Here is a 16,989-nt window from a genome sequence, read left to right on the forward strand (position 1 = left end):
CGCGGTCAGCGGCGCCTGCCCCGGCCCCGCTTCAGCAACAGCCGCGGCAGCCCCGCCGGGATCGGTCCCCGGGTCGTCGCCGGTGTCGGCAACGGCGCCTCGGCCAGATCGCCGTCCGGCAGCGCTGCCGTCGTACCGGTCGGCTCCAGGCGCAGTACCCGGCATTCGCGGGCCCAGCGCACCGGCATCGCCTCGCCGTCCCGCGCGTTCAGACGCTTGCCCTTCAGCTCGGCGACCGTCGCCTCCCACGCGGGGGACCCCGGCGCCTGCTCCACGACCTTCGCCGTCCACGAGACCAGCCGGCCGCCCTTGTCCTTGCTGCGGACCGTGACCTCGGCCTCCGACCCGTCGACCAGCCCCGGCAGCGGCTGCTCACCGGGCCCGTCACCGACCACACAGGCCGCCGCCTCATGCCAGACGTGCCACAGGGCGCGGGCCGGGGAGCCGGGACCCGTGACCCAGATGAGGCCGGACTTCTTCGTGGCCTCCTCGACGAGGGCCTGGTCGAGCAGCTCACTTGTCATGGGCCCAGCCTATCCAGGCTATCCAGGCGGTCTCAGAGCCAGCCGTTGCGCTTCAGCGTGCGGTGGATGCCCAGGCAGAGGGCCACCATGGCCGACATGATCACCGGGTAGCCGTACTTCCAGTGCAGTTCGGGCATGTACGCGAAGTTCATGCCGTACACCCCGCACACCATCGTCGGTACGGCGATGATCGCGGCCCACGAGGTGATCTTCCGCATGTCCTCGTTCTGCGCCACGGACGCCTGCGCGAGGTTGGCCTGGAGGATCGAGTTGAGCAGCTCGTCGAAGCCGATGACCTGCTCCTGGACGCGGGCGAGGTGGTCGGCGACGTCCCGGAAGTACTTCTGGATGTCCGGGTCGATCAGCCGCATCGGCCGCTCGCTCAGCAGCTGCATGGGGCGCAGCAGCGGGGACACCGCCCGCTTGAACTCCAGCACCTCACGCTTGAGCTGGTAGATCCGCGCCGAGTCCACACCGCGCGAGGTCCCTCCCCGGCGGCCCGGGGAGGAGAACACCTCGGTCTCCACGTCGTCGATGTCGTCCTGCACCGCGTCGGCGACCGCGACGTAGCCGTCGACGACGTGGTCGGCGATCGCGTGCAGCACCGCCGAGGGGCCCTTGGCGAGCAGCTCGGGGTCGTCCTGGAGGCGGTGGCGCAGCGTTCTGAGCGAGCCCTGCCCGCCGTGCCGGACGGTGATGAAGAAGTCCCGTCCGGTGAAGCACATGACCTCGCCGGTCTCGACGACCTCGCTGTTGGCGGTGAGCTTGTCGTGCTCGACGTAGTGGATGGTCTTGAAGACCGTGAAGAGGGAGTCGTCGTACCGCTCCAGCTTGGGTCGCTGGTGGGCCTGCACGGCGTCCTCCACGGCCAGCGGGTGCAGCCCGAACTCGCTGGCGACACCGGCGAATTCGGCCTCCGTCGGTTCGTGCAGGCCGATCCACACGAAGCCGCCGTCGCGGCGCACCACCCGCATCGCCTCGTGCGGGGTCAGGGGTGTGTCCCGCTGGACGCGGTTGCCGTCGCGGTAGACGGCGCAGTCGACGACCGCGGAGGGCGTCGAGGGGTCGCGGGTGGCGTCGTAGACACCGGCGTCCTTGCGCAGGGAGATGCGGGACGGGCGGACGACAGCACGCAGGTCACGGATCATCGACATGGCGGGCTCCTTCGTGACAGGCAACGAAAGGGCGCCGACGACGGGTGGAACTACCCGGAATGGGGACGTCCTGGCAACGGGTCTCCCGCCCTTCAAGGAGGGGAAGGATGTTTGGCACGTCCACAAAGCGGGGAGCACCGCTCCGTCGCGGTGGCGAGCTTCGCTACTGATACAGGTACTGATTCAGACAAACAGGCAGATCAGACAGATCAGGCAAAACGAAACGAAGCGCTCTTCCGCGGTGCAGTGAGTGCGAGAGGTGGCAGTCAGCCGGAGCCGGAGCAGCTACATCAGCGGCGGGAAGAGCGGGTGCTACTGCACGGTCGACTTCGGTCCATTGCAGCCCCACCTCCTCCGGCCGGTCCCTCGTGAGGGAGTCTCGTCGGCGTCGGGGCTTGACCGCGACGCTTCTGCGTGCTGCCCCGAACCACTGGGCCAGAGTACCAGCCGACCAAACTGTCAAGGCGCTGCTTTGCCCCGTACTGACGAGTTCTATGCTCGCCGCATGGCTGATGTTCTTCCTCTGGTCGAGGCCCGGTTGCGCACCGCGCTGGGCGAACCGGACGCGCGCGCGGCGGTCACGTTCCTGGGCACGGACCGCATCGAGGTGCTGCGTTTCCAGGAGGGCGACATCGTCCGCTACGCCACGCTCGGCATGTCCGCGCAGCCGATGAGCGAGCCCACGGCCGTTCTCGCCGACCCGGTCGAGGGCCCGCGCGCCGAGCTGGTCCTCTCGGTCCGCTCCGGCCTCGCCGACACCGACAAGGCGCTCCGCCCGCTCGCCGTGCTGGCCGCGTCCCCGCAGGTCGAGGGCTTGATCGTGGCGCCCGGTGCCTCCCTCGACGTCGGCGAGCCGCTGTGGCCCGGCGCCCCGTTCACCTCGGTACTGGTCGCCGAGCCCGGCGGGCTGGTCGAGGACCTGGAGCTCGACGAACCGCTCGACCCCGTACGGTTCCTGCCGCTGCTCCCCATGACGCCGAACGAGGCCGCCTGGAAGCGGGTGCACGGCGCCCAGGCCCTCCAGGAGCGCTGGCTGACGAACGGGACGGACCTGAGGGACCCGTCCCGCATGTCCGTCCCGCTGGCCTGACCTCCCGTGGTGAGGAAGGTCACCAACCGGTGGCCGAAAAGCTCCAGTTGACGAAGGTCGTTCGTTGGCGAGGACCGTCCCTTGACGGAGACCGCACCTTGACGGAGACCGTCAGTTGGCGAAGACCGTCAGTTGACGAAGACGGCGACACCGTCCTGGGTCGCATGCCGCGGCTCCAGCTCCTCGGCCTCGTGGGTGAGTGCCTTCCGTCGTACGACGACCACGAGCGCCCCCAGCAGGGCGGTGACCGCCGCGACCACGAACGGGATGTGGATGTCGGTCCACTCCTCGATCTTCGGTGCGAAGAACGGCGCGGCGGCCGCCGCGAACCAGCGCACGAAGTTGTAGCCGGCGCTCGCCACGGGACGCGGCGCGTCCGACACCCCCAGAGCCAGCTCCGTGTACACCGTGTTGTTCACGCCGATGAAGGCACCGGACAGGATCGTGCAGACGATCGCCGCGGTGTGGTTGCCGTAGCCGAGGACGAGTACGTCGATCGCGAGCAGCACCAGCGAGCCGCCGAGCACCTTCAGCGAACCGAACCGCTCCTGCATGCGCGGCGCCACGATCACCGAGAACACGGCGAGCAGCACACCCCAGGCGAAGAACACGGCACCCGACTTGTACGGGGTCATGTTCAGCACGAACGGGGTGAAGGCCAGCACGGTGAAGAACGTGTAGTTGTAGAAGAAGGCCGAGGCGGCGACGGAGGCGAGGCCGCCGTGGCCGAGCGCCCTGACCGGGTCGAGCAGCGAGGTCTTCCGTGCCGGCTTCGGCTGCTCCTTCAGGAACGCCGTGATGCACAGGAAGCCGATCGCCATCAGGAACGCGGTGCCGAAGAAGGGGTAGCGCCAGCTGGCGTCACCGAGCAGTGCGCCCAGCAGGGGGCCGCACGCCATGCCGAGGCCGAGGGCGGACTCGTACAGCAGGATCGCGGCCGCGCTGCCCCCGGCCGCCGAGCCGACGATGACCGCGAGGGCCGTCGAGACGAACAGCGCGTTGCCGAGGCCCCAGCCGGCCCGGAAGCCGACGAGTTCGGCGACCGAGTTCGAGGTGCCCGCGAGGCCCGCGAAGACCACCACCAGTGCGAGGCCGAGCAGCAGGGTCTTGCGGCCGCCGATGCGGCTGGAGACGAAGCCGGTGACCAGCATCGCGATCGCGGTGATCAGGAAGTACGAGGTGAAGAGCAGCGAGACCTGGCTGGCGGTGGCGTGCAGGCCCGAGGCGATGGACGGCAGAATCGGGTCGACGAGTCCGATGCCCATGAAGGCGACGACGGACGCGCCGGCGGTCGCCCACACCGCCTTGGGCTGTCGCAGGATGCTGCCGGCTCCTGCGTCGAAGGGGTCCTGGCTGGCTCCCATCACGTTCTCCCATCCCGACGAAGATAGTTGGTATATGCACACAGTAGTTAGCTCAGCTAATTAATGCAAGCTACATCTAATTTTTCCTGGTGGGTGCTGGTGGGAGCGGTGATGGGTGATGGTGGGCGACGGTGGGCGGTGATGGGCGACGGTGGGCGGTGGTGGGCGGTCTCGGTCCGGACAGGTGATCGTCCCTTGACGTGGCGGCGCAGGGGTAGGACCGTGGGGCCCTATGAGGGGCGAACCCAGTTGCCCGAAGTGCGGTGGCCGGGTCAGGGCTCCCGGACTTTTCGCCGATGCCTGGCAGTGTGCTGTGCACGGCACCGTGCATCCGGTGCAACCCGTGATCCCGCCCAGCGTCGAGGCCCTCGGAGTCGTGGTGCGCCGCACCCAGGTGCCGGTGTGGATGCCGTGGCCGCTGCCGGTCGGCTGGCTGTTCACGGGCGTGGCCTGCGCGGGTGACGACCGCAGCGGCGGCCGTGCGACGGCGGTGGCCTGCACCGGACCCGGGCCGCTCGGCGGTGTGGGCGAACTGATCCTGGTGGCCGAGGAACTCGGCGTCGGCCTCGGCGCGCGGTACGCGGGCATCGACGGGCCGGACCCCGGGCCGTACGTGAGCGTGGAGAAGCCTCCGCAGGCAAAGGTGCTGGCCGCCGGTCGCCCGACTCCGCTGTGGAACGTCGCCGGTGCGCCCGACGATCGCGCGGTCTTCGCGGGGGAGGCGCTCGGGCTGTGGTTGTGGGCGGTGGTGTGGCCCGAGCAGTCGGGGCTGTTGATGTACGACGAACTGGTGCTGACGGATCTCCGGGACGCGGGTGCCGAGCTGGACCTGGTTCCGTGCGGGGCGCTGTCGCCGCTCTTGCTGAAGCCGTGATGCTCCACCGGTCGGGGCGAGTCTTGTAGGGGGCGCTGGCCCTGTGCGGGTGTGACGAGGGGGTCCGGAAAATCCGGTTATCCTTGAGCGTCCAGTGCAGTCCGGTCCGGCCCAGATCCGTGCAGTCGGGTTCCGTCCCGTCCGGTTCCGTCCAGATCTGTCCAGTTCCATCCCGTCATCGCTTGGAGTCCGCGCTGTGCGCATCGATCTGCACTGCCACTCCACCGCTTCCGACGGTACGGACAGCCCCGCCGAGTTGGTGCGGAATGCCGCCGCGGCTGGTCTGGACGTCGTCGCGCTGACCGATCACGACACCACGCGCGGCTACGCCGAGGCGATCGCGGCGTTGCCGGCGGGGCTCACGCTGGTCACCGGGGCCGAGCTGTCCTGTCGTGTCGACGGGATCAGCATGCACATGCTTGCGTACCTGTTCGACCCCGAGGAACCGGCGTTGCTCGCCGAGCGTGAACTGGTGCGGGACGACCGGGTGCCGCGGGCGCGGGGTATGGTCGCCCGCCTTCAGGAACTGGGCGTGCCGGTCACCTGGGAGCAGGTGGCCCGGATCGCGGGTGACGGTTCCGTGGGCCGTCCGCATGTGGCGACCGCGCTTGTCGAACTCGGGGTCGTACCGACCGTGGACGACGCCTTCACCGTTGACTGGCTGGCCGACGGCGGCCGGGTCTTCGTGGAGAAGCACGAGAGCGACCCCTTCGAGGCGATCCGGCTGGTCAAGGGTGCCGGCGGGGTCGCGGTGTTCGCGCACCCGGCGGCCTCCAAGCGGGGACGTACGGTGCCGGAGTCGGCGATCGCCGAGATGGCGGCGGCCGGGCTGGACGGTATCGAGGTCGACCACATGGACCACGACGCGGACACGCGGGCGCGACTGCGGGGACTGGCCGAGGAACTGGGGCTGCTGGTCACGGGCTCCTCGGACTACCACGGCAGCCGCAAGACCGTCTCGCTCGGCGCGTACACGACCGACCCCGAGGTCTACGGAGAGATCACGCGGCGTGCCACGGGGGCGTTCCCGGTGCCGGGGGCCAGCGGAGCCTGAGGTCCACCTGTCGCGCGTTCACGTCTTTCCGTACCTCCGCAGCCTTCCGTGCCTCCACGTTCCGTACGTCCACGTCTTTTCGCACATCCACGTCTTTTCGCACGTCCGCATCCTTCCGTACGTCCGCCTCTTTCCGTAACTCCGCAAGGCCTCCATGTTCGACGTCGCCGTCTTCGGCTCCCTGTTCCTGACCCTCTTTGTCATCATGGATCCCCCTGGGATCACCCCGATCTTCCTCGCGCTGACCGCCGGCCGCCCCGCCAAGGTGCAGAAGCGGATGGCGTTCCAGGCTGTCTGCGTGGCCGGCGGTGTGATCACCGTGTTCGGGCTCCTCGGGCATCAGATCCTCGACTACCTGCATGTCTCCGTACCCGCGCTGATGATCGCGGGCGGGCTGCTGCTCCTGCTGATTGCGTTGGACCTGCTCACCGGCAAGACGGACGAGCCGAAGCAGACCAAGGACGTCAACGTGGCGCTCGTACCGCTGGGCATGCCGCTGCTGGCCGGGCCGGGCGCCATCGTGTCGGTGATCCTGGCGGTGCAGAAGGCCGGCGGTGTGGCGAGCCAGCTGTCGGTGTGGTCGGCGATCCTCGCCATCCATGTCGTGCTGTGGCTGGTGATGCGCTACTCGCTGCTGATCATCCGGGTCATCAAGGACGGCGGCGTGGTCCTGGTGACCCGGCTCGCGGGCATGATGCTCTCCGCGATCGCCGTGCAGCAGATCATCAACGGGGTCACGCAGGTGATCCGGGGGAGCTGAGCCCTGGCGCGACACGCAGAACCCCCACCGGCATCGGTGCCGGCGGGGGTTCCCAAACATGTAGAGGGATCCTGGGTTACGAGGCCGAGGTCTCGGCCGGGCGGATCCACAGCCGCTGCCCGATCGCGGCAGCCTGCTGAACGATACGGTTGACGGAGGCGGCGTCTACGACGGTGCTGTCCACGGGCGTGCCGTCGACATCGTCGAGTCGCATGATTTCGAAGCGCATTGGCTTCTCCCTTCGTCTGGTCATCCTCCTGAGGAGAACTACTTTTTGGCGGATGGTCCACGGAGCGTCGGTGCCCCCTGTTCCATCTCTAGTCAACGGGGCGCTTGTTACAAACATTCCCTACGCTAAGGAAATTTTTCGAACGGCTAATTACTGACCGGTAAGCGGTGCGGACGGGGAGCGTCGGGGGACTGACCGGGAGCAGTTGTGTTCGCAGCGTGACCGCCGGGACAATGGAGGCGATGAACGACGACCTCACGGCCCTCAGCGCCCGCATCGACCGCACCAACGAGCTGCTCCAGCGCATGCTCGCCGAGGTGGCGAAGACGCCCTCGACGCATGCCATCTTCGTCGACGCGGGATACCTTTACGCGGCCGCGGGACGCCTCGTGGCCGGCACGGAGGACCGCCGCTCCTTCGAGCTCGACACCGAGGGCCTGATCGAGGCGCTCATCGACCGGGCCCGCACGATCTTCGCGGACAGCCGTCTGCTCAGGGTCTACTGGTACGACGGTGCGAGACGCCGCATCCACACCGCCGAACAGCAGTCGATCGCCGAACTCCCGGACGTGAAGGTCCGGTTGGGTAATCTGAACGCCAACAACCAGCAGAAGGGCGTCGACTCCCTCATCCGCTCCGACCTGGAGTCCCTCGCCCGGCACCGCGCCATCAGCGACGCGGCCCTGCTGGGCGGCGACGAGGACCTGGTCTCGGCGGTGGAGGCGGCCCAGGGATACGGCGCTCGCGTCCACCTCTGGGGCATCGAGGCACCCGAGGGCCGCAACCAGGCCGAGCCTCTGCTCTGGGAGGTCGACAGCCAGCGCACCTTCGACCTCGACTTCTTCAAGCCGTACGTCTCCCGGCGCACGGCCCCCGCCTACGAGGCCGCGGCGGTCCGCCCGACCCGCGAGGACGTCCGGTTCGTGGGCGCACAGATCGCGGCGAAGTGGCTGGCGGCGCGGGGCCGCGAGACGCTGGTGGAACTGCTGCCGGGGCATCCGTACCTGCCGGGGTCGGTGGACCAGGACCTCCTGGTGGAGGCGGAAGGCCTGCTGCAGTACTCGCTCCGCGGCCACTCGGACCTGCGCCGGTCCCTGCGGGACGGCTTCTGGGAGCACCTGCGGACGCTGTACTGACGGGGGTCCGCGGCGGACGCCGTACAACCCGGGTTCGGGTCGCCGTACTGACCGGGTTCGTGGCGGACGCCGTACCAGCCGAAGGTTCGTGGCGGACGCCGTACTAACCGGGTTCGCGCCGGGTGCCGTCCGCACCGTTCTCGCGACTGTTCTCGCGCTGTATACCGTCCTCACCGTTCTCGCGCTGGACGCCGTCCCAGAAGTCGGCGAGGGTGCGGGCGGTCGGGAAGGGCTGGTCGGTGTTGGGGGAGTGCTCGGCGCCGGGGACGACCGTCCGGCGCGCCCTGAGTCGTACGGCCATGCCGTCGAGGAGTGCCACCGGCCAGGTGTCGTCGCGGGCGCCGGACAGCACGTGGAACGGCAGCGGGACGGTGGCGAGTTCGGCGACCCGGTCGGGCTCGGTGCACAACTGGCGGCCCGTCGCGAGGAGTTGAGCGGGCTTGGTGCCCAGCCAACGGCGGCGCAGTTGGTCCGCGTCGCCGATGCCGACGGCGGGGCCACCGACCTCCTCCGGCGGCCCCATGGCCTGGATGGCTTCCCACACCTTGGCCATGGTCATCACGGCGAGCGCGTCCCGCAGCAGTTTCACGCGCTGCTGCTGGGAGTCGGAGATCCGCGCCGGGCCGGAGGACATGAGGGTGAGCGAGCGGAACGGGGAGCGGTCGAGCAGGACGGCCGCACGGGCGATCTGGCCGCCGAGCGAGTGCCCGAGCAGATGCACGGGCGGCCCGACGGCCTCGGCCTGCGCGAGCACGTCCCGCGCCAACTGGTCCCGGGCATAGGCCGACTCGTCGTCCTGGGGCCCGTCCGACTCGAACTGCCCCCGCCCGTCCACGGCCACGACCCGATATCCCCGCGCCGCGAGCGGCTCGTGCAGCAGCGTGAAGTCCTCCTTGCTGCCGGTGAACCCGGGCAGCATCAACACGGTCCCCTTCCCCTCGACACCATCGGCCACGGGTGAGTCCACGACGGCGAACTCACCGCGTGCGGTGCGCAGAGGGTAGGCGCGGGCGCCGGGGGGCGGGGTGAAGGAGACGCGACGGCTCACGGGGGGAGGGTATCGGGTGGGCGGGGGGCGTGGCCGGGCGCCTGGGGTGGAGGGAGGAGGGGTTGGGGGTTGGGGCTTGAGGGGGCTTGAGGGCTTGGGAGAGTTGGAGGAGTTGGAGGAGTTGGAGGAGTTGGAGGAGTTGGAGGAGTTGGGAGAGTTGGGAGAGTTGGGGGAGTTGGGGGAGGGCTTGCGGCGGGGCCGGGTGATTCCTCTGTCCGCCCCGCCCTCGTCGTACACCGCAGCGGTCGAGCGGTACCTCACCGGCGCGGGCATCGCGAAGTCCTCCGCGCGGATCTACCGGATCTCGCTGACGACATGGAGATGGATGCTCGCCGGCGAACCGGCGCCGACCGGACTTGCCCGCCGGGGCGCGAAGCCGCCCGTCTTCCCCCTCACCGCGATCGACGACCCAGCCCTGCCCGAGGTGCTGGCCGAGCTGGCGGCAGCCCGCGCCGACGAGGTGCTGTGCCTGAACGTGGAGGACCTATATCCGTAGGACAAGCGCGGCAGGATCACCGCCAAGGGCGGGGCAATCGAGTGGATTCACTGGCAGTCCGGCACCGCCCAGCTCCTGCCCCGACTGATCGCCCGTCGCACCCGCGGCCCGCTGTTCCTCACCGACCGCAAGGCCCCGGCCGGAACACCCACGCTGGACGTGTGCCCCAAGACCGGCCGGGCCCGGCTCTCCTATCGCCGGGCCGAGGAAATCTTCGAGGAGAAGACCCGGCTACTGGCCAACCCTCTCACCTCGCCCGAGGACATCGAGGACCTGGACGGCTGGACGCTCCATCGGCTACGCCACAGTGCCCTGACACACGACGCGGAGGACGGCACCTCCACCCCGATGCTGCTGGCCTCCCGCCACGCATCCGTCCGATCCCTGGAACGCTACGCCCGCCCCAGCGTCGCCGCAGTCGCCCGGCACGTCGCCGAGCGCGACCCCGCCGCCCGCCGGAAGCGCTGACGCCTCCAAGATCAACTACTGTGACGAGCGGGCGCTGTCGCGAGGCGGGGAACGAGCCGAACGTAGGCAACCATCCCGACGGTTCTCACCAAGGTCTGGGGCGCCACGACCACCGCGGCCGCAGCCGGGTCGTCCGGCATAGGCCGACGCCTCACCGAACCGCTGGCGTATCGCTTAGTGGGGCCTGAGTCCGTCGACGACGACGTCCAGCATGCGGTTCAGCTGGGGGCGCTGCTCGGGTGCGCCGGCCACGGAGAGCAGCCCGGCGAGGATGCCGCCCACGTCGGCCGGGTCGATGTCGCTGCGCAGTTCTCCTGCTGTGGCGCCGGCCTCGAGCATCATCGCCAGGACCTGCTGGACCTCGTCGCAGACCGGTCCGGTGCCGAAGCGGCCGGAAGCACTCATGGCGACCAGGGCCTCGCAGATGCCGCGTCGTTCACCGGCCCAGTCGGCGAATCTGAGCATCCACGCGTGGAGGGCCTGGGCGGGCGGCTCGGTGGCCAGCAGGGTGCGCGCATCTTCGCGCAAGGGGCGGATCTGGTCCCGGTAGACCTCTTCGACCAGATCCTCACGGGTGGGGAAGTGCCGGTACAGGGTGGCGTTCCCCACTCCCGCGCGTTTGGCGATCGCGTCCAGCGAGATCCCGCGTCCGGACCCGAAGGCTTCAGCGGCCGTGGCGATGAGCTGCTCGCGGTTGCGCTGCGCGTCGGCGCGCAGGGTGCTGCGTGGAGGTGTCATGACCTTCGCGATCGTGAGTGCCGGATGAGGCTCGGGAACGATTCGGGGATGTCCCCAGTTCAGTGTACGGTGAGACAAACGGGGAGTTCCCCGGTTGTGAAGCAGTCTCGCCCACTGCTTCAGCGACGAAAGGTTTGCCATGCCCACAGCTCTCATCACCGGGGGAACGACCGGGATCGGCAGGGCGACGGCCGAGCTGCTGCACGCCCGCGGCTACCAGGTCACGGTCACCGGACAGAATCCTGATTCCCTCGCACGGGCACGGTCCGAGCTCCCCGACGACGTGCTCGTCGTCCGATCCGATGCGCGCGTGCTCTCCGACACCGACGCTCTGATGTCAGCGGTGTCGGCGCGCTTCGGGTCACTGGACCTGCTCTTCCTCAACGCCGGGATATTCCGTCCGGCACTGGCAGCCGATGTGACGGAGGAATCGTTCGACGAGCACGCCGACCTCAACTTCAAGGGCCAGTACTTCACCCTCCAAAAGGCCCTTCCCCTCATGAATGACGGCAGCTCGATCGTGCTGACCGTGGGCATCGGATCCCGTCGCGGCAGCCCTGGCGCCACAGTGGGGGCGGCGACACGCGGCGCGCTGCTGGCGATGCTGCCCTCGCTCGCGCTCGAACTGGCTCCGCGCAGAATTCGCGTCAACGCCGTGAGCCCCGGGGTCACCGACACCCCACTGTTCGACAAGCTGGGAGTTCCCCAGAGCGGCCGGGACGCCATGCGCGCGAAGATCCCCTTCGAGCGCTTCGGATCCAGCCGCGAGGTCGCGGAAGCAGTCGCCTTCCTCGCCTCGGACGCCGCCAGCTACATCACCGGCCAGGACGTCACCGTGGCCGGCGGCTACGGGCTCGGCGCCTGATGAGCATCCACGGGCCCACGACCGGCCCGAACGCAACACACGCCAGGAACCACACCTCACAGGAGAACACGATGGCGCTCACGCTCGACACCTACCGGCAGCTGGGACGTTCCGGTCTGCGGGTCTCACCACTCGCGCTCGGCGCGGCCACCTTCGGCAACGACTGGGGCTGGGGCGCGGAGCAGGACGAGGCGCGGAAACTGTTCGACCTCTACGTCGAGCGGGGTGGGAACTTCATCGACACCGCGGTCACCTATACCAACGGCACCTCCGAGCGCATGCTCGGCGAGTTCGCCCGTGACCGGCGCGACAGTCTGGTCCTGGCGACCAAGTACACGACGCTGCGCCGGCCCGATGACCCCAACTCCGGCGGCGCCAGCCGGAAGAGCCTGTTCGGCGCGGTCGAGACCAGCCTGCGGCAGCTGAATACCGACTATATCGACCTGCTCTACCTGCACGTATGGGACTCCACCACGCCCGTGGAGGAGATTCTGCGCGGCCTGGACGACCTGGTGGGCCAGGGCAAGATCCTCTACGTCGCCATCTCCAACACCCCGGCCTGGCAGATCTCACGCATGCAGACGATCGCCGACCTGCGCGGCTGGTCGCCACTCACGGCACTGCAGCTGGAGTACAACTTGGTGGAACGTACCGGGGAGCGTGACCTTCTGCCGATGGCCCAGGAGCTGGGACTGGGAACCGTGCTGTGGTCCCCCTTGGCGGGTGGGGTCCTCACCGGCAAGTACAGCCGCCAGGACTTGACCGCACCGGCGTCCGACCAGAGTGAGAGCGCCCGCAAGAGTTTCAACCTGGCCCTGGGCGGAGTGACCGAGCGCAACCTCGCCATCGTGGACGTCGTCAAGGAGGTCGCGGCGGAACTGGGCCGGACCCCTGCACAGGTCGGACTGGCCTGGACCTTGCACAACCCAGGGGTGACCGCGCCCATCATCGGGGCGCGAACTGTCGAACAGTTGCAGGAGAACCTGGGAACCCTCGAGGTCAACCTCACCCCGTCCCAGAAGGCGCGCTTGGACGAGGTCAGCGCGATCGATCTCGGCTTCCCCCACGCCATGCTCGCCAGTGACCACATCCGCGTACAGACCCGCGGCGACCTGAAGATCCAGGCCCGCCATTGACGGACGCGCACGGGGGCGGCATCTCGCCGCACCCGTGCGCGCGTCGGCAATCCGCCCGGCCACGCCGCCCCAGTCACGCGGGGGCCGTCGCGCTCTCACCCTCGGGGGTGCGCGGGCCGGGCAACGTCGCGGCCCGGGCGGTCAGGCCCAGCTCCAGGCGGCTGTTCATGTCCAGCTCGAACCGGCCGTAGGGGTTCACGTGCGTCCAGAACAGGGGGACAGCGCCCGCCGGTCCGCGTCGGTGAGCGTGTCGGCCCACGTCGGATCAGCGAGGATCTGCTGCATCAGCAGCGTGTTGACGTGCACGAGGGCGGATTGGAGCAGGTGCAGGGCGAGCATGGACACCTCCTGGGATTCCTTGTCCTGCCCGGCCAGGTCACCGTCCTTGCCGTAGAAGAGGTCCTTGTTCGCGCTGTTCCAGTTCTCCACCACCTGCAGGCCCTCGTGGATCTCCTGGCGCGGCTCGGCGTCGGCGAGGTAATTATCACGCTTGATGCCCATGTTGGTGCCCAGGCGGAACAGGACCAGCAGCAGCCGGCGGCGCAGTACGTCCTTGGACAGGTTCTCTCTGGTGGCGACCGAGGTGAACTCGGCGATGAAGCCGGTGTCGAACTCGGCGTACTTCAAGATGTCCAGCAGGTCGATGGTGCCCCAGTGCCCCTCGATCTCCGCCTTGATGGAGACCAGGGCAACAGTGCGAACCCGAGCCGGGTCGCCCCGGACTTGTTCCGCACCCGCTTCATGTCATCTTCCAGCAGCGTCCAGACCTCGATCAGGTCCTCTGGCTCCCAGTCCTGCCGCACCCCGTCCCCCTCCACCCCGCCCGAGATCACTCGTTCAGCTCAACGAGGCGTCCGACGAGGGGAAACGACGACCACAGCAGTCACACGGCGCTACATGTCCGTTCGCCGTAGCTATACGAGAACAGGGCCGGGATGCGCGGAGAAACGTCGATGGCCCGGTTCACCTCAGTGAACCGGGCCATCGAGCGAGGGGTCAGCTGTCCGCCGGCTCCGTTGCAGGCGTGGCCTTACGGGGCCGGCGTACCCGAGGCTTCGCCTCGACCGTCTCCGACGCCTGGGCCGGGATGTCGGCGGAGGGCTCCGCAGCAACCGTGGCCTTACGGGGCCGGCGTGCCTTGGGCTTCGCCTCCGCACCCTCGGCCGTGTCCACGGCAGCCTCAGCCGACGCCGCGGTCTTGCGCGTACGGCGCGGCTTCGTCTCCGGCGCCGTGTCCTCCGTCGCCTTGGCAGCCGCGGTCTTGCGGGTCCGGCGCGGCTTGGTCTCCGTGCCCTCCGCGGTGTCCACGGCCGCTTCCGCAGCAGCGGCGGTCTTGCGGGTCCGGCGCGGCTTGGTCTCCGTGCCTTCTGCGGTGTCCACGGCCGCTTCCGCAGCAGCGGCGGTCTTGCGGGTCCGGCGCGGCTTGGTCTCCGTGCCTTCCGGAACAACGGCGGTCACCGCGGGCTCGGCAGCCTTGCGGGTACGGCGCCGGGGCGGGGCCTCCGCACCCTCGGCCGTGTCCACGGCAGCGGTGGCCTTGCGGGTGCGCCGGGGCTTGGCCTCGACACCCGCGGCGGTGTCCACCGCCGCCTCGGCGGCCTCCGCCGTCGCCGACGCCTTGCGCGTACGACGCGGCTTGGTTTCGGTGGCCTCCGGCTCCGGGACCGTCTGGGCCGGGATCTCGGCGGTGACGACCTCGGTCGGCTCGGCGGTCTTGCGTGTGCGGCGGCGCGGCGTGGCCTCCGTGGCCTCCACCGTGTCGAGGGCGGCCTCGGCCGGAGCCGCGGCGGCCTTGCGCGTACGGCGACGAGGCGTGGCCTCCGTGGCCTCAACGGCGGACGCGGTCGTCCCCTCGGCGGTGTCGACCGCGGCCTCGGCCGCAGTCGGGGCAGCGGTCGGGGCCGCGGTCGCCGCCTTGCGCGTACGGCGACGCGGCTTCGCGGCGGGAGCCTCGGGCTCCGACACCACCGGGGCCTCGGACACCGGCGCTGCCTCCGTGATCGCCTCCGGAGTCACCGGTGCGGCCGGCTCGGACGCCGTGGTCGGCTCGGCCGGCGTGACCGCCGACTCCGCGGACCTACGGGTCCGACGCCGACGCGACTTCGCCGGGGACTCGGGGGAGCCCACGACCTCCACTGCCGTGCCCTCGGCCGTCGCGACGGCCTCCTGCGCGGTCTCGGCAACCGCCTGGGGCGCCACCGGCTCGGCGGCCGCGGTCGGCGGCGCGGTCTCGGCCTGCGCCCCGTTGCGGTTACGGCGGCGACGGCGCGGGGTCCGGGTCGTCGCGGTCGCGTCCTCCGACGAGACCGGCGAGATCGGCGAGATCGGCGACACCGCGGCGACCGCCGAGGCGTTCTCCTCCGGCGCGATCGCCTCGTTCGCCCCGGAGGGCGCCGTGGCGTCCAGCGGCGTTCCACCGCGCATACGGCGGCGACGACGCGGCGTCGTACCGGCCGAACGCTCGCGGCCGACGGACAGGGAGTCGTCCCGGCCGCCGCGACCTCCCCGGCCGCCGCTGCTTCCCCGGCCGCCCTGGCCACCGCTACTTCCCCGGTCGCCGCGGCCGCGTGCACCGCGGCCACCGGTTTCGCCCAGGTCCTCCACCTGCTCCGCCCCGAGCCCGGCACGCGTGCGGTCGGCACGCGGCAGGACACCCTTGGTGCCCGCGGGGATGCTGAGTTCCTCGAAGAGGTGCGGGGACGTGGAGTACGTCTCCGGCGGGTCGCTGAAACCGAGGTCCAGCGCCTTGTTGATGAGCTGCCAGCGCGGGATGTCGTCCCAGTCGACGAGAGTGATCGCGATGCCCTTGGCACCCGCGCGGCCCGTACGGCCGATGCGGTGCAGGTACGTCTTCTCGTCTTCCGGCGACTGGTAGTTGATGACGTGGGTCACGCCCTCGACATCGATACCGCGCGCGGCGACGTCGGTGCAGACGAGGACGTCCACCTTGCCGTTGCGGAAGGCCCGCAGCGCCTGCTCACGCGCGCCCTGACCGAGGTCGCCGTGGACCGCGCCGGAGGCGAAACCGCGCTGCTGGAGCTGGTCGGCCAGATCGGCCGCCGTCCGCTTCGTACGGCAGAAGACCATGACCAGGCCCCGGCCGTCGGCCTGCAGTATGCGCGCGACCAGCTCGGGCTTGTCCATGTTGTGGGCGCGGTAGATGTGCTGCTTGGTGTTGGCGACCGTCTTGCCCGCGTCGTCCGGCGACGTGGCGCTGATGTGCGTGGGCTGCGACATGTAGCGCCGCGCGAGACCGATGACCGCGCCCGGCATGGTCGCCGAGAACAGCATCGTCTGGCGGCGGGCCGGCAGCATGTTGATGATTTTCTCGACGTCGGGCAGGAATCCCAGGTCGAGCATCTCGTCGGCCTCATCGAGGACGAGTGACTTGATGTGCTTGAGGTTGAGCTTCTTCTGGCCCGCGAGGTCCAGCAGCCGGCCCGGGGTGCCGACGACGACGTCGACGCCCTGCTTGAGGGTCTCCACCTGCGGCTCGTAGGCCCGGCCGCCGTAGATGGCGAGCACGCGTACGTTGCGCACCTTGCCCGCGGTCAACAGGTCGTTGGTGACCTGCGTGCACAGCTCGCGCGTGGGAACGACGACGAGCGCCTGCGGGGCGTCGGTGAGGTCCTCGGGCGTGGCGCGCCCGGCCTCCACGTCGGCGGGGACGGTGACACGCTCGAGAAGCGGAAGGCCGAAGCCCAGCGTCTTGCCGGTACCGGTCTTGGCCTGGCCGATGACGTCCGAGCCGGAGAGGGCGACGGGGAGGGTCATCTCCTGGATGGGGAAGGGACTGGTGATGCCGACGGCTTCGAGGGCCTCGGCGGTCTCGGGAAGGATCCCGAGCTCTCGGAAAGTAGTCAGGGTGCTGCCTCTTCTGTGTGGGCGGTGCGAGGCGAGCGCGGGGGTCGTCTGGGGCCGTGCCGGGGACGTCGACTGCCTTACGGGCTAGCCGTATGACACGGGACCACTGCCGACGCTCTAGCGCTCGTACCGCTGAGGGTCCCCCTCCGGATTCCGTACGCACAGTGCCATACGGACAAGGAGGGCTGT

18 protein-coding genes and 1 pseudogene are annotated in these 16,989 nt (G+C 69.8%); 9 read left to right on the top strand and 10 right to left on the bottom strand.

Going from position 1 to position 16,989, the window contains the following annotated elements; all coding sequences use genetic code 11:
- Window positions 1-5: 5 nt before the first annotated feature.
- Together M2271_RS29720 and M2271_RS29725 are read right to left on the bottom strand one after the other, a co-directional pair.
- On the bottom strand, window positions 6-524 hold the full coding sequence (locus M2271_RS29720) for a hypothetical protein (RefSeq protein WP_280890459.1): 519 nt from the start codon (window positions 522-524) through the stop codon (window positions 6-8).
- 32 nt (window positions 525-556) lie between these two features.
- Complete coding sequence (locus M2271_RS29725; RefSeq protein ID WP_280890460.1) at window positions 557-1,678, bottom strand: magnesium and cobalt transport protein CorA; 1,122 nt, start codon at window positions 1,676-1,678, stop codon at window positions 557-559.
- A gap of 505 nt (window positions 1,679-2,183) precedes the next feature.
- On the opposite strand from M2271_RS29725, the gene M2271_RS29730 reads away from it, so the two are divergent.
- Window positions 2,184-2,768 (top strand): suppressor of fused domain protein, encoded by a 585-nt coding sequence (locus tag M2271_RS29730; RefSeq protein WP_280890461.1) that lies wholly within the window; start codon window positions 2,184-2,186, stop codon window positions 2,766-2,768.
- Window positions 2,769-2,896: 128 nt separating this feature from the next.
- On the opposite strand, the gene M2271_RS29735 is transcribed toward M2271_RS29730, so the two are convergent.
- The gene (locus M2271_RS29735; protein WP_280890462.1) at window positions 2,897-4,132 is read right to left on the bottom strand and encodes an MFS transporter; all 1,236 of its coding nucleotides are present in this window, start codon (window positions 4,130-4,132) and stop codon (window positions 2,897-2,899) included.
- Between the two features lie 232 nt (window positions 4,133-4,364).
- Between M2271_RS29735 and M2271_RS29740 the strand changes: the two genes are divergently transcribed.
- The 3 genes from M2271_RS29740 (at window position 4,365) to M2271_RS29750 (ending at window position 6,820) form a co-directional block, all read left to right on the top strand.
- Window positions 4,365-5,006, top strand: coding sequence for a DUF6758 family protein (locus tag M2271_RS29740; RefSeq protein WP_280890463.1), 642 nt, complete (start codon window positions 4,365-4,367; stop codon window positions 5,004-5,006).
- A 196-nt stretch (window positions 5,007-5,202) separates the two neighbouring features.
- On the top strand, window positions 5,203-6,060 hold the full coding sequence (locus M2271_RS29745) for a PHP domain-containing protein (protein WP_280890464.1): 858 nt from the start codon (window positions 5,203-5,205) through the stop codon (window positions 6,058-6,060).
- A 154-nt stretch (window positions 6,061-6,214) separates the two neighbouring features.
- Complete coding sequence (locus M2271_RS29750) at window positions 6,215-6,820, top strand: MarC family protein (protein WP_280890465.1); 606 nt, start codon at window positions 6,215-6,217, stop codon at window positions 6,818-6,820.
- Window positions 6,821-6,896: 76 nt separating this feature from the next.
- Here M2271_RS29750 and M2271_RS29755 read toward each other — a convergent pair whose 3' ends face one another.
- Window positions 6,897-7,049 carry a hypothetical protein gene (locus M2271_RS29755; protein ID WP_107055985.1) on the bottom strand — a complete coding sequence of 51 codons (153 nt, stop codon included), beginning with the start codon at window positions 7,047-7,049 and terminating at the stop codon, window positions 6,897-6,899.
- A 242-nt stretch (window positions 7,050-7,291) separates the two neighbouring features.
- Here M2271_RS29755 and M2271_RS29760 point away from each other — a divergent pair, with 242 nt between their 5' ends.
- The gene (locus tag M2271_RS29760; RefSeq protein ID WP_280890466.1) at window positions 7,292-8,185 is read left to right on the top strand and encodes an NYN domain-containing protein; all 894 of its coding nucleotides are present in this window, start codon (window positions 7,292-7,294) and stop codon (window positions 8,183-8,185) included.
- A gap of 103 nt (window positions 8,186-8,288) precedes the next feature.
- Here M2271_RS29760 and M2271_RS29765 read toward each other — a convergent pair whose 3' ends face one another.
- Window positions 8,289-9,233, bottom strand: coding sequence for an alpha/beta hydrolase (locus M2271_RS29765; RefSeq protein WP_280890467.1), 945 nt, complete (start codon window positions 9,231-9,233; stop codon window positions 8,289-8,291).
- Window positions 9,234-9,327: 94 nt separating this feature from the next.
- Here M2271_RS29765 and M2271_RS29770 point away from each other — a divergent pair, with 94 nt between their 5' ends.
- Together M2271_RS29770 and M2271_RS29775 are read left to right on the top strand one after the other, a co-directional pair.
- Window positions 9,328-9,729, top strand: coding sequence for a hypothetical protein (locus M2271_RS29770; RefSeq protein ID WP_280890468.1), 402 nt, complete (start codon window positions 9,328-9,330; stop codon window positions 9,727-9,729).
- A 159-nt stretch (window positions 9,730-9,888) separates the two neighbouring features.
- Window positions 9,889-10,197: a site-specific integrase gene (locus tag M2271_RS29775; protein WP_280890469.1), complete on the top strand. Its 309-nt coding sequence runs from the start codon at window positions 9,889-9,891 to the stop codon at window positions 10,195-10,197.
- Window positions 10,198-10,208: 11 nt separating this feature from the next.
- On the opposite strand, the pseudogene M2271_RS29780 reads toward M2271_RS29775, so the two are convergent.
- Window positions 10,209-10,337 (bottom strand): annotated as a pseudogene (locus tag M2271_RS29780) (arsenic resistance protein); the annotation flags it as partial.
- Between the two features lie 34 nt (window positions 10,338-10,371).
- Window positions 10,372-10,935, bottom strand: coding sequence for a TetR/AcrR family transcriptional regulator (locus M2271_RS29785; protein WP_280890470.1), 564 nt, complete (start codon window positions 10,933-10,935; stop codon window positions 10,372-10,374).
- A gap of 139 nt (window positions 10,936-11,074) precedes the next feature.
- On the opposite strand from M2271_RS29785, the gene M2271_RS29790 reads away from it, so the two are divergent.
- Window positions 11,075-11,800, top strand: coding sequence for an SDR family oxidoreductase (locus M2271_RS29790; protein WP_280890471.1), 726 nt, complete (start codon window positions 11,075-11,077; stop codon window positions 11,798-11,800).
- A gap of 71 nt (window positions 11,801-11,871) precedes the next feature.
- Window positions 11,872-12,936: an aldo/keto reductase gene (locus tag M2271_RS29795; RefSeq protein WP_280890472.1), complete on the top strand. Its 1,065-nt coding sequence runs from the start codon at window positions 11,872-11,874 to the stop codon at window positions 12,934-12,936.
- Between the two features lie 73 nt (window positions 12,937-13,009).
- On the opposite strand, the gene M2271_RS29800 is transcribed toward M2271_RS29795, so the two are convergent.
- The 3 genes from M2271_RS29800 to M2271_RS29810 all read right to left on the bottom strand — a co-directional run bounded on the left by M2271_RS29800 (window position 13,010) and on the right by M2271_RS29810 (window position 16,710).
- Window positions 13,010-13,135, bottom strand: a complete 126-nt coding sequence (locus tag M2271_RS29800; protein ID WP_280890473.1) for a hypothetical protein — start codon at window positions 13,133-13,135, stop codon at window positions 13,010-13,012.
- A complete protein-coding gene (locus M2271_RS29805; protein WP_280890474.1) occupies window positions 13,132-13,563 on the bottom strand; it encodes a Tn3 family transposase in 432 nt (143 codons plus the stop codon). Before M2271_RS29805 ends, M2271_RS29800 begins: the two co-directional genes overlap by 4 nt.
- Window positions 13,564-13,932: 369 nt before the next feature.
- On the bottom strand, window positions 13,933-16,710 hold the full coding sequence (locus M2271_RS29810) for a DEAD/DEAH box helicase (RefSeq protein ID WP_280890475.1): 2,778 nt from the start codon (window positions 16,708-16,710) through the stop codon (window positions 13,933-13,935).
- Between the last annotated feature and the right edge of the window lie 279 nt (window positions 16,711-16,989).

Origin of the sequence: Streptomyces sp. LBL (assembly GCF_029893585.1) — a bacterium.
Lineage (GTDB): Bacteria > Actinomycetota > Actinomycetes > Streptomycetales > Streptomycetaceae > Streptomyces.

Coding starts and splice junctions, on each gene's coding strand:
- M2271_RS29720 (WP_280890459.1), bottom strand. CDS start 524: ATGACAAGTGAGCTGCTCGACCAGGCCCTCGTCGAGGAGGCCACGAAG.
- M2271_RS29725 (WP_280890460.1), bottom strand. CDS start 1,678: ATGTCGATGATCCGTGACCTGCGTGCTGTCGTCCGCCCGTCCCGCATC.
- M2271_RS29730 (WP_280890461.1), top strand. CDS start 2,184: ATGGCTGATGTTCTTCCTCTGGTCGAGGCCCGGTTGCGCACCGCGCTG.
- M2271_RS29735 (WP_280890462.1), bottom strand. CDS start 4,132: ATGGGAGCCAGCCAGGACCCCTTCGACGCAGGAGCCGGCAGCATCCTG.
- M2271_RS29740 (WP_280890463.1), top strand. CDS start 4,365: ATGAGGGGCGAACCCAGTTGCCCGAAGTGCGGTGGCCGGGTCAGGGCT.
- M2271_RS29750 (WP_280890465.1), top strand. CDS start 6,215: ATGTTCGACGTCGCCGTCTTCGGCTCCCTGTTCCTGACCCTCTTTGTC.
- M2271_RS29755 (WP_107055985.1), bottom strand. CDS start 7,049: ATGCGCTTCGAAATCATGCGACTCGACGATGTCGACGGCACGCCCGTG.
- M2271_RS29760 (WP_280890466.1), top strand. CDS start 7,292: ATGAACGACGACCTCACGGCCCTCAGCGCCCGCATCGACCGCACCAAC.
- M2271_RS29785 (WP_280890470.1), bottom strand. CDS start 10,935: ATGACACCTCCACGCAGCACCCTGCGCGCCGACGCGCAGCGCAACCGC.
- M2271_RS29790 (WP_280890471.1), top strand. CDS start 11,075: ATGCCCACAGCTCTCATCACCGGGGGAACGACCGGGATCGGCAGGGCG.
- M2271_RS29795 (WP_280890472.1), top strand. CDS start 11,872: ATGGCGCTCACGCTCGACACCTACCGGCAGCTGGGACGTTCCGGTCTG.
- M2271_RS29810 (WP_280890475.1), bottom strand. CDS start 16,710: ATGACCCTCCCCGTCGCCCTCTCCGGCTCGGACGTCATCGGCCAGGCC.